Raw genomic sequence first — 14,816 nt, forward strand, 5'->3', positions numbered from 1 at the left:
TTTCAGGACGGACTCTCAGCAGAGAGACCGCGCCCGTGGCTTTAACCGTACCTGCTTCCTCGGCCATACGGTACGCCGCCCGCATCACGTGCCTCGGTACAGGGCCTTCGAGAAGCCTGTCCTCGCTGGTCAACCCCGATTTTAACCTCTTGTGGGCAGCCGACCCGCCGACCGGAGTGAGTCTTGTCTCCCCGTGGCCCGCCGGCCGCCCTCCCGCGCCCTGCGGGGCCCCGTCACCGGTTCGTGCTCACAGTCCGGTGACGGGTGCTCGACGCTCCGATGACGCGTCAGCGACGGCGGGCGTCGGCCATCCGCTGTTCGGCGATCCGGTCGGCCGCCGCGGCCGGCGGGATCCCGTCCGCCTTCGCACGTGCGAATATGGCCAGCGTGGTGTCGAAGATCTTCGTGGCCTTCGCCTTGCACCGGTCGAAGTCGAAACCATGGAGCTCGTCGGCGACCTGGATCACGCCTCCGGCGTTCACCACGTAGTCCGGTGCGTACAGGATCGACCGGTCGGCGAGGTCCTTCTCGACGCCCGGGTGCGCCAGCTGGTTGTTGGCCGCGCCGCACACCACCGCGGCGGTGAGCACGGGGACGCTGTCGTCGTCGAGGGCGCCGCCGAGCGCGCACGGGGCGTAGATGTCCAGGCCCTCCGTGCGGATCAGCGCGTCGGTGTCCACAGCCACGGACACCTCGGGGTGCAGGTCGGTGATCCGGCGTACGGACTCCTCGCGCACGTCCGTCACGACGACCTCGGCGCCGTCGCTCAGCAGGTGCTCGACCAGGTGGTGGCCGACCTTGCCGACCCCGGCGACGCCGACCTTGCGGCCACGCAGCGTGGGGTCGCCCCACAGGTGCTGCGCGGAGGCCCGCATGCCCTGGAAGACGCCGTACGCGGTGAGGACGGAGGAGTCGCCGGCGCCGCCGTTCTCGGGCGAGCGGCCGGTGGTCCAGCGGCACTCGCGGGCGACGACGTCCATGTCGGCGACGTACGTGCCGACATCGCAGGCGGTCACGTAGCGCCCGCCGAGCGAGGCCACGAACCGGCCGTAGGCCAGGAGCAGTTCCTCGGACTTGATCAGGTCGGGATCGCCGATGATGACGGCCTTGCCGCCGCCGTGGTCGAGCCCGGCCATGGCGTTCTTGTACGACATTCCGCGCGAGAGGTTCAGCGCGTCCGCGACGGCCTCCGCCTCGGAGGCGTACGGATAGAAGCGGGTTCCGCCGAGGGCCGGGCCCAGGGCGGTGGAGTGGAGGGCGATGACGGCCTTGAGGCCGCTGGCGCGGTCCTGGCAGATCACGACCTGCTCATGGCCACCCTGGTCCGAGTGGAACAGGGTGTGCAGCACGTCGACGGGTACGCCGGTCACATCGGTCACTGTGGTGACTCCCAAGTACGAAGCGGCGGAAGACCCTCCTGAAGGTGGGGAGGGCCCCGGACCGACCGTGACCGGCCGGTCCGACTGGGCAAGAGCGTAACGACCTGCCGCGCGTCGCAAGTCCTCGTGACACGTAGATCTGTTCCCGTGCTCCGGATCACCCTCCGGCGGAGTAGCGGCGTGACACGATTTACCGCATGTCGGTGGTGTCTTCGGTGCTCATCCCATACGCGTCCTATCTGCGGGTCTACGAGCCGCTCGCCGCCTTCCGCGAACCGGAACGGAGCCACTGGACGCGCTACGCGCGACGCACGAAGCTCCCCACGGCCCAGGACGAACTCCGTCGTTCGCTGGCGGATCTGGTTCCCACCCCTCCGGTGGCGGTGCCGGTGCACGAGAGCGGGGACGCCTTCATCGCTCTGGTCGACGGGGTCGTCTGCGTCTGTCCTTGGCGGACCCGGATGCGGGGCTGGATGGCGATGAGCGAACTGGGGGGTCTGTTTCCGGCCACCGTGCTGGACGCGGTGCTGCCCCCGGTGGTGCGGGGGCAGGCGGAGGCGGACTACGAGCGGTGGGCCGAGCGGAACCCGGACGCCCGACCCTGGATCAGGACCACGGTGTGGCACGTGCCGGTGCGCTGGTTCGTGCTGTTCGACGACGAGGAGCGGGAGTACGTGGGCGCCGGCGGCGCGGGGGACCGGCTGCTGCGCTACCGGACCCCGATGGTGCAGGCGCGGCGCCGGCTGGCGAGGGCGCTGCGGACCCTGCGGGAGACCATCGACGAAGGGCCGCTGACCGAGGGGCTCGTGGAGGTGGGGCGCTGGCTTGAGGAGTTCCACCCGCGCGCCATGGTCGAGCTGGACTACGGCGGCCTGGTCCACGCGCTGAGCGGCGAGCAGCTCGAGACCGACCGGTCGGCCGCGGATGTGGCCGAGGGCATCGCGGCGCTGCGCTCCGGGGACGGTGACGCGGCGGGGGTCGCGTACGGCCGTCTCGCCGACCGCTGGCGTGCCGTGCGTGACCTACAATCCTCCAACTAGCCCGAAGCGGTGTGAATCAGAACGCACCGCCGCATAGAGGCGCTATCCGCAGGGAAGAGACATCCTGTGAGGTGTCCGACATCCGTGGGCACCGACGGAGCCCGGCGGAGGTGAACGGAGATGTCCTGAGGGCAACTGACGGGCCGTGAACCGGTGCTTGGTGTGACGCGTGCGACAGGTGGGGCGGGGAGTCGCTCTCCCGGCCCGGGACCTACGTCCCGAACCGGGCCTTTGCCTCAAGCGTGACGGATAGCACTTACAGGGCCCTTGCGCCCTTCCCTACTCCTCATGCCAAAATAGGACAAGGAGTCCGGGGGAGGACTCTGTCCGCCCAACTGTGGGTGGAATGCTCAGCATTGCACGCTATGGGGGGTCTGACGACTTCCGACGACTCCTGGTTGTCCTGTGACTGATCGTTACTGGGCCATGACTGTCCGCTATGGCATGGTCCATCGGCTTCCGTCGCTGATGAGCACCTGGGAGGGCAATTCCATCGGTTTGGCCGACGTGGCTGGACGGATGGTGTAGTTGTAGTGCCGAAGACAAGCCGTTCGTCCTATAACCGACTCGACCCGCGTCCGCCATTTCGGGCAACGCGGGTCAAGGTGCAGAATTTAGAGGAAAGAACCGAGATGGTTCGGTTCTCCCGAGGAGGCCGCTCATGACCGCTCGCACCCCTGATGCCGAGCCGCTGCTGACCCCGGCTGAGGTTGCCACGATGTTCCGCGTGGACCCGAAGACGGTCACCCGTTGGGCAAAGGCTGGCAAGCTCACGTCCATCCGCACGCTCGGTGGGCATCGCCGGTATCGCGAGGCAGAGGTCCGCGCACTGCTTGCGGGTATTCCGCAGCAGCGCAGCGAGGCCTGACACACCCCTGTCGCCGCAGCCACAACAGGGCACTGAAGGGTCCCCCAACCCCAGGTGTCCGCACTCATAGCTCCATACGACGGGCGCCTGCCCCAACGGGCGCCATGCCTGTGACATGCGGGTACGTCGTTCGATCGCGCTGGACTCCGCCGGGTCCAGCGCGATCTTTTTGTGCCCCGGGTCTGTGGCCCGGGTTTTTTGTGCCCGGTGGGCCGGTGGGCCGGTGCGTGGTGGGCTGCCGGGTGGACGCGCGGTGCGCGGAAGGCTGCCCGAACGGTCCGGACGTCCGTCCGAACCTGCCGACGGGTCGGTTTGCCGAGCGTCCGAGTGCGACTGTGGTCGGGGCTGTTCGGGGCTGTTCGCCCGGGTCCCGGGCGTCGTGGGACGGCTCGGGTGGAACGGTCCGGGATGTACTTCCCAGGCGGTGCAATGGCACATATTAAATTCGCCAGTTGTAGGAAGTGCGTAAAGCCGCCCCTCCGTAAAACTTGTTCGGTGACTCCCGTCACACTCGCGCGGTCTTGCCGACTACGAGCCTGCCACTGTCCGGGGGTGCCTGGCTGCGGCAGATGGTCATGTCGCGGGAGGACTTTCGTCCCCGGAGCCGGCCGAGTCCCCCTGTGGTGCCGCGGCCTCCGCGGGGGCGCCCGCCACGGGGGCGTGGGCGGCGGCCTCAGGGGCTGACGGCGACTCGGTCCCGCTGCCGGGCCCTTGCCGTATGTGCGGCGCCTGTGGGGCCGTCAGGGGCTCCATGGCGAGCCGCAGCAGCCGATGGCAGACCGGGCAGCGCCGGGTGAGGTGGCGGTAGCCGGATGCGGCCGCCAGATGGGCGCGCAGCAGCGCGCGGGTCTCGTGCCTTTCCGTGGGCGCAGACATGCGTGCGGCCTCCCGGTGGACCGGCCGCCCCGCGTCGAGGGAAAGAAGGAGCGGACTCCGTCCTACGGAGTTACCCGCGCCGGGAGTCGGAGTCAAGACGCACGGAAGCCCGGATCCTTGTGGATCCGGGCTTCCGTGTACTGCGGTCCTGACGGGATTTGAACCCGCGGCCTCCACCTTGACAGGGTGGCGAGCACTCCAAACTGCTCCACAGGACCAGGTTTTCGCTGCCTGCCTTGCGGCTGGCTGCGAAGACAGACTCTACAGGAGGTCACAGGGCCAGGTCGAACTCACTCACCGTGCGGGTGCCGCTACGCCCCCGTTCGGGGCGGGTTCACGGAGCGGCGGCGTCGATCGCCTTCACGATCCGCTTGTCGGAGACCGGCTGTGCGGTACCCAGCGCGTGCGCGAAGTAGCTCACCCGCAGCTCCTCGATCATCCAGCGGATGTCCAGGACCTCCTGGGGCACGGGCCGCCCCTGCGGCAGCTGTTCGAGCAGCCAGGCGTACTCGTCCTGCATCTCGTGGACCTTCTCCATGCGCGTGGTGTCGCGCTGGACGTTCGTCGGCATCTGCTGGAGCCGGCGGTCCTCGGCGATCAGGTAGCGCATCAGGTCGGGCAGTCTGCGCAGCCCCGTCGCGGTGACGAACCCGGGCGGCACGAGGCGGGCCAGGTGATCCCGTACGTCCGTGACGTTGTTGATCAGGACCAGGCTGTTCGTCGACTTCAGCCGGCGCTCGCAGGCCTGCCAGGCGGCCAGGACCTGCTGCACCTGGCCGATCGTGCGGACGGTGAGGTCCACCAGGTCGGCGCGCACCTTGTCGTACAGCTTGCGGAACGACGCCTCGTCCCAGGCAGGACCGCCGTGCGCGGCGATCAGCCGGTCGGCCGCCGCCGTCGCACAGTCGTCGAAGAGCGCCTGGATGGAGCCGTGCGGATTGCGTGACAGCGCCAGCTTCTGCTGGTTGCTGAGCTTGTCCGAGGCGAACTTCGCGGGATTGACCGGAATGTTCAGCAGGATCAGCTTCCGGGTGCCGCGCCACATCGCCTGCTGCTGCTCGGCCTCCGTGTCGAAGAGCCGTACGGAGACGGTTTCGCCTTGGTCGACGAGGGCCGGATAGGCCTTGACCGGCTGGCCTGCCCTCCGGGTCTCGAAGATCCGGTCCAGCGTGCCGATCGTCCAGTCCGTGAGCCCCGAACGCTCGATGGACTCACCCGCGGGCCCCGCGGTCGCCGCGGCGGCCTTGGAGAGGGCCTGGCGGGCCTTGGGGCGCAGCTGGATCTTCAGCGCCTCCAGGTCCTTGTCCTCGGCGACCTTGCGGCGCCGCTCGTCGGTGACCCGGAAGGTGATCTTCAGATGGTCCGGGATCCGGGAGAGGTCGAAGTCGTCCGCCGTGACCGGGACACCGACCATCCGCTGGAGCTCACGGGCGAGTGTCAGCGGCAGCGCCTCCTGCAGCGGGACCGCACGGTCCAGGAACTTCGCCGCGTAGTCCGGTGCGGGGACGTAGTGCCGGCGGATCGGCTTGGGCAGCGAGCGGATCAGCTCGGTGACCACCTGGTCGCGCAGGCCCGGGATCTGCCAGTCGAAGCCCTCCGAGGTGACCTGGTTGAGCACCTGGAGCGGGATGTGGACGGTCACACCGTCGGCGTCCGCGCCCGGCTCGAACTGGTAGGTCACCCGGAACTTGAGGTTCCCCTGGCGCCAGGAGTCCGGGTAGTCGTCCTTGGTGACGGCCCCGGCCTTCTCGTTGATGAGCATCGAGCGCTCGAAGTCGAGCGCCTCCGGCTCGTCACGGCGCTTGTGCTTCCACCAGGAGTCGAAGTGGGCGCCGGAGACGATGTGCTCCGGGATCCGCTGATCGTAGAAGTCGAAGAGCGTCTCGTCGTCCACGAGGATGTCGCGGCGCCGCGCACGGTGCTCCAACTCCTCGACCTCGCCGAGGAGTTTGCGATTGTCATGGAAGAACTGGTGCGTGGTCCGCCAGTCGCCCTCGACCAGGGCGTTGCGGATGAACAGATCGCGCGACGCCTCCTGGTCGATACGGCCGAAATTGATCTTGCGCTGGGCGACGATCGGGACCCCGTAGAGCGTGACCCGCTCGTACGCCATCACCGCAGCCTGGTCCTTCTCCCAGTGCGGCTCGCTGTACGTGCGCTTCAGCAGATGCTGGGCGAGCGGCTCGATCCACTCCGGCTCGACCTTCGCGTTGACCCGCGCCCACAGCCGGGACGTCTCGACCAGCTCCGCCGACATCACGAAGCGCGGCTGCTTCTTGAACAGCGCCGACCCGGGGAAGATCGCGAACTTGGCGTTGCGGGCGCCCACGTACTCGTTCTTCTCGGTGTCCTTCAGCCCGATGTGCGACAGCAGCCCCGCAAGCAGCGAGGTGTGCACCGACTGCTCCGGAGCGTCGGCACCCGTCGAGGACTCCTTGACCTCGATGCCCATCTGCTTGGCCACCGTGCGCAGCTGTGCGTAGATGTCCTGCCACTCACGGATCCGCAGGAAGTTCAGATACTCCTGCTTGCACATCCGGCGGAAGCTGGAGGAGCCGCGCTCCTTCTGCTGCTCCCGGATGTAGCGCCACAGATTCAGGAACGCCAGGAAGTCGGACGTCTCGTCCTTGAAGCGGGCGTGGTGCTGGTCGGCCTGGGTCTGCTTCTCCGCGGGCCGCTCGCGCGGGTCCTGGATGGAGAGCGCCGCCGCGATGACCATGACCTCGCGGGCGCAGCCGTTCTTCTCGGCCTCGACGACCATGCGGGCCAGGCGGGGGTCGACGGGCAACTGGGAGAGCTTGCGGCCCAGCGGGGTGAGCCTCTTCTTCGGATCCTTCTCGGCCGGATCCAGTGCGCCCAACTCCTGGAGCAGCTGGATGCCGTCGCGGATGTTGCGGTGGTCCGGCGGGTCGATGAAGGGGAACTTCTCGATGTCGCCGAGACCGGCCGCGGTCATCTGGAGGATGACGGAGGCGAGATTGGTCCGCAGGATCTCGGGATCCGTGAACTCCGGACGGGTCAGGAAGTCGTCCTCGGAGTACAGCCGGATGCAGATGCCGTCCGACGTACGGCCGCAGCGGCCCTTGCGCTGGTTGGCGCTGGCCTGGGAGATGCGCTCGATCGGCAGCCGCTGGACCTTGGTGCGGTGGCTGTAGCGAGAGATGCGGGCATTGCCCGGGTCGATCACGTACTTGATGCCGGGGACGGTCAGCGAGGTCTCGGCGACGTTCGTCGCCAGAACGATCCTGCGCCCCGTGTGACGCTGGAACACCCGGTGCTGCTCGGCGTGCGAGAGGCGGGCGTAGAGAGGAAGCACCTCGGTATGTCTGAGGTTGCGTTTGTTCAGCGCGTCCGCGGTGTCGCGGATCTCCCGCTCACCGGAGAGGAAGACCAGAACGTCGCCGTTGGCCTCGTGGTCCAGCTCGTCGACGGCGTCGCAGATCGCGGTGATCTGGTCGCGGTCGGAGTCGTCGCCCTCTTCTTCGAGCAGGGGGCGATAGCGCACCTCGACCGGATACGTCCGCCCGCTGACCTCCACGATCGGCGCCGCGCCGAAGTGCTTGGCGAAGCGCTCCGGGTCGATGGTCGCCGAGGTGATGACGACCTTCAGATCGGGTCGCTTCGGCAGCAGCCGGGCCAGATAACCCAGCAGGAAGTCGATGTTCAGCGACCGCTCGTGCGCCTCGTCGATGATGATCGTGTCGTAGGCGAGGAGCTCGCGGTCCGTCTGGATCTCGGCCAGCAGGATGCCGTCCGTCATCAGCTTCACGAAGGTCGCGTCCGGATTCACCTGGTCGGTGAAGCGCACCTTCCAGCCGACGGCCTCGCCGAGCGGGGTCTTCAGCTCGTCCGCGACACGCTCGGCGACCGTGCGTGCGGCGATCCGGCGGGGCTGGGTGTGCCCGATCATGCCCCGGACCCCACGCCCCAGCTCCATACAGATCTTGGGGATCTGCGTGGTCTTGCCCGAGCCGGTCTCACCCGCGACGATCACGACCTGGTGGTCGCGTATCGCCTCCAGGATCTCGTCCTTCTTCTGACTGACCGGAAGCTGCTCCGGGTACGTCAGGGCGGGCACCCGCGCGGCGCGTCCGGCGAGCCGCTCGGATGCCTTGCCGGCCTCGGCGGAGATCTCGTCCAGCACGGACTGGCGGGCCTCGGGCTTACGGATGCGGCGGGCACCCTCGAGGCGGCGGCCGAGCCTGTGCGCGTCGCGGAGCGAGAGCTGTCCGAGCTGGGACTGGAGATCGGCGAAGGAAGTAGACATACGGATTCCAGGATCTCACCCGGGCGCAAGGAGTGGCGAACGTATTTCGTCCGGGCCGTGTCACACCGCTCCCGGGAGACCCGCTCGCGCGAGCCCGGGGAAGCGTGGGTACGACGAAGGCCCCGTCCGTGGACGGGGCCTTCGGGTGGTGGCTGGGGCCGGGATCGAACCGGCGACCTATCGCTTTTCAGGCGATCGCTCGTACCAACTGAGCTACCCAGCCACGCAGCTCGTACGGGCTGCAGCGGTCCTGACGGGATTTGAACCCGCGGCCTCCACCTTGACAGGGTGGCGAGCACTCCAAACTGCTCCACAGGACCTGGCTAATGTGCGAGACAAGTCTCGCACACCGTAAAGCGTGCCCCCAACGGGATTCGAACCCGTGCTACCGCCTTGAAAGGGCGGCGTCCTGGGCCACTAGACGATGAGGGCTAAGGGCCCACCTGCGCGCTTCGCAGCGCGTCGGGGACGTGAGAAGCATATGGGATGCGGGGAGGTATCGCCAAAACGGTTTACGGGGAGGTCGTCGAGGCCTTCGGGGAGGAGGACGGGACGCCCGGGGAGGGGGAGGGGCTCTTCAGGTTCTCCTCCGGGAGGTGACGGCTGACCTCCGCCGTCGTCAGACCGAGACCCCCGAGGGTGATCTCGTCCCAGGCCTGCAGATGCCGGGTGGCGCGGTCCAGATAGAGCACCGACGCACGCACCTTCTCGGGCTTCTGGTTCTGCACGGCGCGCAGCCCGCCGCCGCCCGTGGAGCCCTCGACCTTCAGCCGCGTCCCCAGGGGCAGCAGTTCGTTGACCCGGTGGTGCACATGGCCGGCCAGGACAAGCGGCACCGTCCCGTCGGTCTCCCGCGCCGCGTTCGGGTCGTGCGCCACCGCGATGTCCACCGGGGTGCCCGCCTGCTTCTGGTCACGCAGCGCCGAGGCGAGGCGCATGCCCGCCAGTTGCTCGGATGCCTTGCCGCCGGTGGGGCGGGTGCGGTCCGGGGTGAACTGCGGGTCACCCGTGCCGGCGATCCGCAGCCCGGCGACGTCCACGGCGCTGCCCTCGTCCAGCACGTGCGCGTTCCTGGTCTTCTTCAGACGGCTCTGGGTCTCCTTGGAATCATGGTTGCCCCGCACCCACACATAGGGGGCGCCGAGGTCGGTGACCGGGTCGAGGAAGCCGTTCTCCGCGGCTGTGCCGTGGTCCATCGTGTCGCCGGAGTCGATGACCACGTCGATCTCGTACTGCTCGACGAGCGAGGCGATGATGTGCCAGGCGGCGGGGTTGAGATGGATGTCGGAGACGTGCAGGACCCGGATGGTCCCCGGGTCGGGCCGGTAGACGGGGAGCGTGGAGGTGGCGTCGTACAGCTTGGTGACGTTGGTGACGAGCCGCGCCAGCTCCTGCTGGTAGACGTCGAAGTCGGTGACGATCGAGCGGGCGTCACCGACGACCGAAGGGGCGCTGGAGAGCAGCCCGGAGAACTTCGGCTCCAGGACGGACTTCGGATTCCAGGTGGCGTAGGCGCCGACGCCCGATGCGGCCAGCAGTGCCAGGGCGAGGCCGCCGGCGGCGAGGGCGCGGCGGGGGCGGCGGTAGACGACGAGGCCGAGGGCGGTGGCGCCCGAGACCACGGCCACGCAGGAGCGGACGGCCAGCTCCAGAGTGCCGGACGCGACGTCGTCGGCGACCTCGTCCTGGAGACCCGAGAGGCGTTCGGGGTGCTTGACCAGGGCCTGCGAGCGCTCCGGGTCCAGCCGGTCGACGTCCACGTCCAGGCGGACCGGGCCGTGGTGGGAGTCCAGCTCCAGGGCACCGAGCGGTGACACGTCGATCTTGGTGCCACCGCTCACCGAGGGCCGCAGGGTCATGGTGGTGTCCATGGGGCCCACCGGCGTACGCACACTGCCCACGACGAGCAGCCCGAGCCAGGCGCCCAGCACGACCACGGCCAGCATGCCCAGCGCGCGCTGCCAGGGGTGCGCGGCGGGGACGAGGCCGCCGGCGGGGGCGGTGGCACGCGCGCGGGAGCTGCGGAGGCGGCGGACACGGACGACTGCGGCGTGGAACGGGCGTGCCATTGGGCCCGTATGCCCCGATCGGACGGCGGGCATGCGGGGCGTCGGCGGGGTATGGGCCGGGCGGGTGTCCGCGGGGGCGGGCTCGGACCGCCCGTCCGGCCCGCCGTACGTGACAATGGCGGGGTGCTGGAGATGACGCGCGAGGAGTTCGAAGAGCTGGTGAGCCTGGCTCTTGACCGGGTCCCGCCGGAGCTGATGCGGCTGATGGACAACGTCGCGGTGTTCGTGGAGGAGGAGCCGGAGGACACGGAGGACCGGGAGCTGCTCGGGCTCTACGAGGGCACGCCGCTCACCGAGCGAGGTGAGTGGTACGCGGGGGTGCTGCCGGACCGGATCACCATCTACCGGGGGCCGACCCTGCGGATGTGCGAGACACGCGAGGACGTGGTCGCCGAGACCGAGATCACCGTGGTGCACGAGATCGCCCACCACTTCGGCATCGACGACGAGCGACTGCACGCGTGGGGCTACGGATGAGCACCAGGAACCCTCCGCCGGAGCGGCCGGTCGTCGACCCGGACGTCGACCTCTCCGTACCCGCGCAGCGCGCCGAGACGGCGGGCTCGGGGAAGTGGTGGGTCCTCTCGGTGATCGCGGCGGGCGGCGCGGCGGGGGCCACGGCGCGCTATGCGGCGACCCTCGCCTGGCCCGCCGCCGATGACGGCTTCCCCTGGGCGGTCTTCGCCGTCAATGTGGCGGGCTGCGCCCTGATCGGGGTGCTGATGGTGCTGACGGTCGAGCGGGGGCGGATCACGCATCCGCTGGTGCGGCCGTTCCTGGGGGTCGGGGTGCTCGGCGGGTTCACCACGTTCTCGACGTACGCCGCCGATGTGTCCGGCCTGCTGGCGCGTCAGGAAGTGGCGACGGCGATGGCGTACGCGATGGCGACGGCCGTGGCGGCGCTCGGCGCGGTGTGGGCCGCGGCCGTGCTCACCCGGGCGCTGGTGGACGGACGGGGGCGCCAGGGCGGGCCCGGGCATCCAGGACACCCGGAGCGTCCGGTCGGGCCCGGGCGGGCGGCGTGAACTGGCTTCTGGTCGTCATCGGGGGTGCTGTCGGGGCGCCGCTGCGCTATCTGACGGACCGTGCGGTGCAGGCGCGGCACGGCGCGGGCACGCCGTACGTGTTCCCGTGGGGGACGTTCGCCGTCAACGCGGCGGGCAGCCTGCTGCTCGGGGTGCTCACCGGTGCCACGGTGTCCACGCCCGTCCACGCCCTGCTGGGCACGGGGCTGTGCGGGGCGCTGACGACGTATTCGACGTTCTCGTACGAGACCTTGCGGCTGGCCGAAACCGGCCGTGGCTTCCTGGCGGGGGCGAATCTGCTGGCGTCCCTGCTGGTGGGGCTCGGGGCGGTGTTCCTGGGAGCCGAGCTCGCGGGGGGCTTCGGGGTACCCGGCGCCTGACCGGGCCGCCCGGCGTGTGTGGGGGTGTTGTGTCCGTGCGTCCGCGCGCGTGTCCCCGGCGGGGGCAGGGGAGTTGGACACAGCGCTCTCCCTTTTCGCTGTTCCTGTCCTCCCTTGGAGGTGCCACCCCGTGCGCCAGTTGTCCGCCCGCGTCCGCTGGGCAGCCGTCACCGCGCTGACGATCGCCGCGTCCACAGGCTGTGTGAGCGTCGGCGACGACGCCGGGGAGCCGGCCCCCTCGCGTTCCGCCGGCCAGAAGGAGGCTTCGGCCCGGCCGGACGGCGGCACGGCGTCCGGCTCCGGCCGGTCAGGATCCGGTGGCGGCGGCGCCGAGGCGCAGTCCGACCGGGGCGCCTCCCCTGAGCCGGACGCCGAGGAGCGGGGCTCGCGGGATCCGTCGGCCCGTCCAGGGGCCATCCGCCCGGCGCCCGGTGGCCCCGGCACCCCGGAGCCGACCCGGGGCGGGCCCGCTCCCACCCAGGAGCCCAGCGATCCCGGACCGGGTGAGCCGCCGCCCGAGCCCGACACCCCTCAGGAGCCGCCGCCCTCGCCCGAGCCGGAGCCTTCGGTACATCCTGAGGAGCCTTCGGCCTCGCCGGCGGCGCGGTCCCGTACGGATGCGATGGGGGCGCCGGGGAGGATCGAGGTGTGGCCCACTCCTCGGGTATCACCGCAGGTCGCGCCGGTGTGAGACCGGGCGGGACCGGCCTGGTTTGCACGATTGGGGGGAGGGTGCGTATGGTAGTAGATCGTTTGATCCTATGCCCGGCGCCGACACAGAAGAGCGCCGTGTGGCGCGTACTCTCCCTTGCCGTGGCTGGACCGCATTGAGGCGGTCGAAATTGCGAAAACACGGAGTTACGGGCGCGTGCCGAGACTCCGGAAGGTTTCGCATTTCGCATGTCAATTTCCAGTTCTGACCACACCGTCATGCCCGAGAACGACGTCGAGAACATCGAGGTCGTGGAGGCCGCCGAGGCCGTGGTGGCCCAGGTCCCCGAGGCAGCCGACGAGGCTCCCGTGGCTGAGACCCCCGCCCCCGCCGCTGAGGCCCCCGCCGACTCCGCCGACGCCGAGCCGAGCGTCACCTTCGCCTCGCTCGGACTGCCCGACGGCATCGTCCGTAAGCTCGCGCAGAACGGCGTGACGGCGCCCTTCCCGATCCAGGCCGCGACCATCCCGGACGCCCTGGCCGGCAAGGACATCCTGGGCCGCGGCCGTACCGGCTCCGGCAAGACGCTCTCCTTCGGTCTCCCGGCCCTGGCCGCGCTGGCCGGCGGTCACACCGAGAAGAAGAAGCCCCGCGCGATCATCCTCACGCCGACCCGTGAGCTCGCGATGCAGGTCGCGGACGCCCTCCAGCCGTACGGCGACGTGCTCGGCCTGAAGATGAAGGTCGTCTGCGGCGGTACGTCGATGGGCAACCAGATCTACGCGCTGGAGCGCGGTGTCGACGTCCTCGTCGCCACGCCCGGCCGTCTGCGCGACATCATCAACCGTGGGGCGTGCTCGCTCGCGAACGTCCAGGTCGCCGTCCTCGACGAGGCCGACCAGATGTCCGACCTGGGCTTCCTGCCCGAGGTCACCGAGCTGCTCGACCAGATCCCCGGCGGCGGCCAGCGGATGCTCTTCTCCGCCACCATGGAGAACGAGATCGGCACGCTGGTCAAGCGCTACCTGACCAACCCGGTCACCCACGAGGTCGACAGCGCCCAGGGCAACGTCTCGACCATGTCGCACCACGTCCTCGTCGTGAAGCCGAAGGACAAGGCGCCGGTCACGGCCGCGATCGCCGCCCGCAAGGGCCGCACGATCATCTTCGTCCGCACCCAGCTGGGCGCCGACCGCATCGCCGAGCAGCTCATCGAGTCCGGCGTGAAGGCCGACGCGCTGCACGGCGGCATGACGCAGGGCGCGCGTACCCGCGTGCTGGAGGACTTCAAGAAGGGCTACGTCAACGCCCTCGTCGCCACCGACGTCGCCGCCCGAGGCATCCACGTCGACGGCATCGACCTCGTCCTGAACGTCGACCCGGCCGGCGACCACAAGGACTACCTGCACCGCTCGGGCCGTACCGCCCGGGCCGGCAAGTCCGGTGTCGTCGTCTCGCTGGCGCTTCCGCACCAGCGCCGCCAGATCTTCCGCCTCATGGAGGACGCGGGCGTCGACGCCTCGCGCCACATCGTGCAGGGCGCGGGCGTCTTCGAGCCCGAGGTCGCCGAGATCACCGGTGCCCGTTCGCTGACCGAGGTCCAGGCCGACTCCGCGAACAACGCGGCCAAGCAGGCCGAGCGCGAGGCCGCCGACCTCACCAAGCAGCTGGAGCGCGTCCAGCGCCGTGCCGTCGAGCTGCGCGAGGAGGCCGACCGCCTGGTCGCCCGTGCCGCCCGCGAGCGGGGCGACGACCCGGACGCGGCGGTGGCAGAGGTCGCCGCCGAGGCCGAGGCCGCGCTCATCGCAGCGGTGTCCGTCCCCGAGCAGCCCGCCGGTCGCGACGACCGTCGTGACGACCGGGGCAACTTCAACCGCCGTGACGACCGCGGCGGCGACCGTGGCGGCTACCGCGGTGGCAACGACCGTGGCACGGGCGAGCGCAGTGGCCGTCCCACCGGCGGGTCCGGCTACCGCGGAAGCAACGACCGTCCGTCGTTCCGCGGCAGCAACGACCGCCGTGACGACCGCTCCTCGGGTGGTTTCCGCTCCGGTGGCGGTGACCGTCGGGACGACCGTGGTGGCCGTTCCTTCGAGCGTCGTGACAACGACCGTCCGTCGTTCAACCGTGACCGTCGTGACGAGCGTCCCTCGGGCGACCGTCCCTCGGGTGGTTTCCGCTCCGGTGGCGGTGACCGTCGGGACGACCGTGGTGGCCGTTCCTTCGAGCGTCGTGACAACGACCGTCCGTCGTTCAACCG

At 69.9% G+C, this 14,816-nt stretch carries 11 protein-coding genes and 4 tRNA genes; 7 read left to right on the top strand and 8 right to left on the bottom strand.

Annotation, left to right across the window (positions count from 1 at the left end):
* Positions 1-287: 287 nt before the first annotated feature.
* The gene (locus AB0C75_RS04065; RefSeq protein ID WP_362886816.1) at positions 288-1,379 is read right to left on the bottom strand and encodes a Glu/Leu/Phe/Val dehydrogenase dimerization domain-containing protein; all 1,092 of its coding nucleotides are present in this window, start codon (positions 1,377-1,379) and stop codon (positions 288-290) included.
* A gap of 197 nt (positions 1,380-1,576) precedes the next feature.
* Between AB0C75_RS04065 and AB0C75_RS04070 the strand changes: the two genes are divergently transcribed.
* Positions 1,577-2,419 (top strand): hypothetical protein, encoded by an 843-nt coding sequence (locus AB0C75_RS04070; RefSeq protein WP_362886818.1) that lies wholly within the window; start codon positions 1,577-1,579, stop codon positions 2,417-2,419.
* A gap of 661 nt (positions 2,420-3,080) precedes the next feature.
* Complete coding sequence (gene bldC / locus AB0C75_RS04075) at positions 3,081-3,287, top strand: developmental transcriptional regulator BldC (protein WP_003949541.1); 207 nt, start codon at positions 3,081-3,083, stop codon at positions 3,285-3,287.
* 573 nt (positions 3,288-3,860) lie between these two features.
* Here bldC and AB0C75_RS04080 read toward each other — a convergent pair.
* The 7 genes from AB0C75_RS04080 to AB0C75_RS04110 all read right to left on the bottom strand — a co-directional run bounded on the left by AB0C75_RS04080 (position 3,861) and on the right by AB0C75_RS04110 (position 10,499).
* Positions 3,861-4,163 (bottom strand): DUF6274 family protein, encoded by a 303-nt coding sequence (locus tag AB0C75_RS04080; protein ID WP_362886820.1) that lies wholly within the window; start codon positions 4,161-4,163, stop codon positions 3,861-3,863.
* Between the two features lie 143 nt (positions 4,164-4,306).
* A tRNA-Asp gene (locus AB0C75_RS04085) sits at positions 4,307-4,381 on the bottom strand.
* Positions 4,382-4,497: 116 nt separating this feature from the next.
* Positions 4,498-8,430 carry an ATP-dependent RNA helicase HrpA gene (hrpA, locus tag AB0C75_RS04090; RefSeq protein ID WP_362886822.1) on the bottom strand — a complete coding sequence of 1,311 codons (3,933 nt, stop codon included), beginning with the start codon at positions 8,428-8,430 and terminating at the stop codon, positions 4,498-4,500.
* Positions 8,431-8,576: 146 nt separating this feature from the next.
* Positions 8,577-8,653: transfer RNA gene (locus AB0C75_RS04095), tRNA-Phe, on the bottom strand.
* Between the two features lie 22 nt (positions 8,654-8,675).
* Positions 8,676-8,750 (bottom strand) — tRNA-Asp (locus AB0C75_RS04100).
* Positions 8,751-8,789: 39 nt separating this feature from the next.
* Positions 8,790-8,862: transfer RNA gene (locus AB0C75_RS04105), tRNA-Glu, on the bottom strand.
* Positions 8,863-8,942: 80 nt separating this feature from the next.
* Positions 8,943-10,499, bottom strand: a complete 1,557-nt coding sequence (locus tag AB0C75_RS04110) for a metallophosphoesterase (protein WP_362886824.1) — start codon at positions 10,497-10,499, stop codon at positions 8,943-8,945.
* Positions 10,500-10,622: 123 nt separating this feature from the next.
* On the opposite strand from AB0C75_RS04110, the gene AB0C75_RS04115 reads away from it, so the two are divergent.
* From AB0C75_RS04115 to AB0C75_RS04135, 5 genes are all read left to right on the top strand, one after another.
* On the top strand, positions 10,623-10,976 hold the full coding sequence (locus AB0C75_RS04115) for a metallopeptidase family protein (protein WP_362886826.1): 354 nt from the start codon (positions 10,623-10,625) through the stop codon (positions 10,974-10,976).
* Positions 10,973-11,524 (top strand): CrcB family protein, encoded by a 552-nt coding sequence (locus tag AB0C75_RS04120; protein WP_362886828.1) that lies wholly within the window; start codon positions 10,973-10,975, stop codon positions 11,522-11,524. The genes AB0C75_RS04115 and AB0C75_RS04120 overlap by 4 nt, the downstream gene beginning before the upstream one ends.
* Positions 11,521-11,904: a CrcB family protein gene (locus AB0C75_RS04125; protein ID WP_362886830.1), complete on the top strand. Its 384-nt coding sequence runs from the start codon at positions 11,521-11,523 to the stop codon at positions 11,902-11,904. The genes AB0C75_RS04120 and AB0C75_RS04125 overlap by 4 nt, the downstream gene beginning before the upstream one ends.
* 130 nt (positions 11,905-12,034) lie before the next feature.
* Complete coding sequence (locus AB0C75_RS04130; RefSeq protein WP_362886832.1) at positions 12,035-12,595, top strand: hypothetical protein; 561 nt, start codon at positions 12,035-12,037, stop codon at positions 12,593-12,595.
* Positions 12,596-12,834: 239 nt separating this feature from the next.
* The coding region (locus tag AB0C75_RS04135; protein ID WP_362886834.1) for a DEAD/DEAH box helicase at positions 12,835-14,816 on the top strand (1,982 nt) is incomplete at its 3' end.

The organism is Streptomyces sp. NPDC048565, assembly GCF_040650935.1.
Classification (GTDB): Bacteria; Actinomycetota; Actinomycetes; order Streptomycetales; family Streptomycetaceae; genus Streptomyces.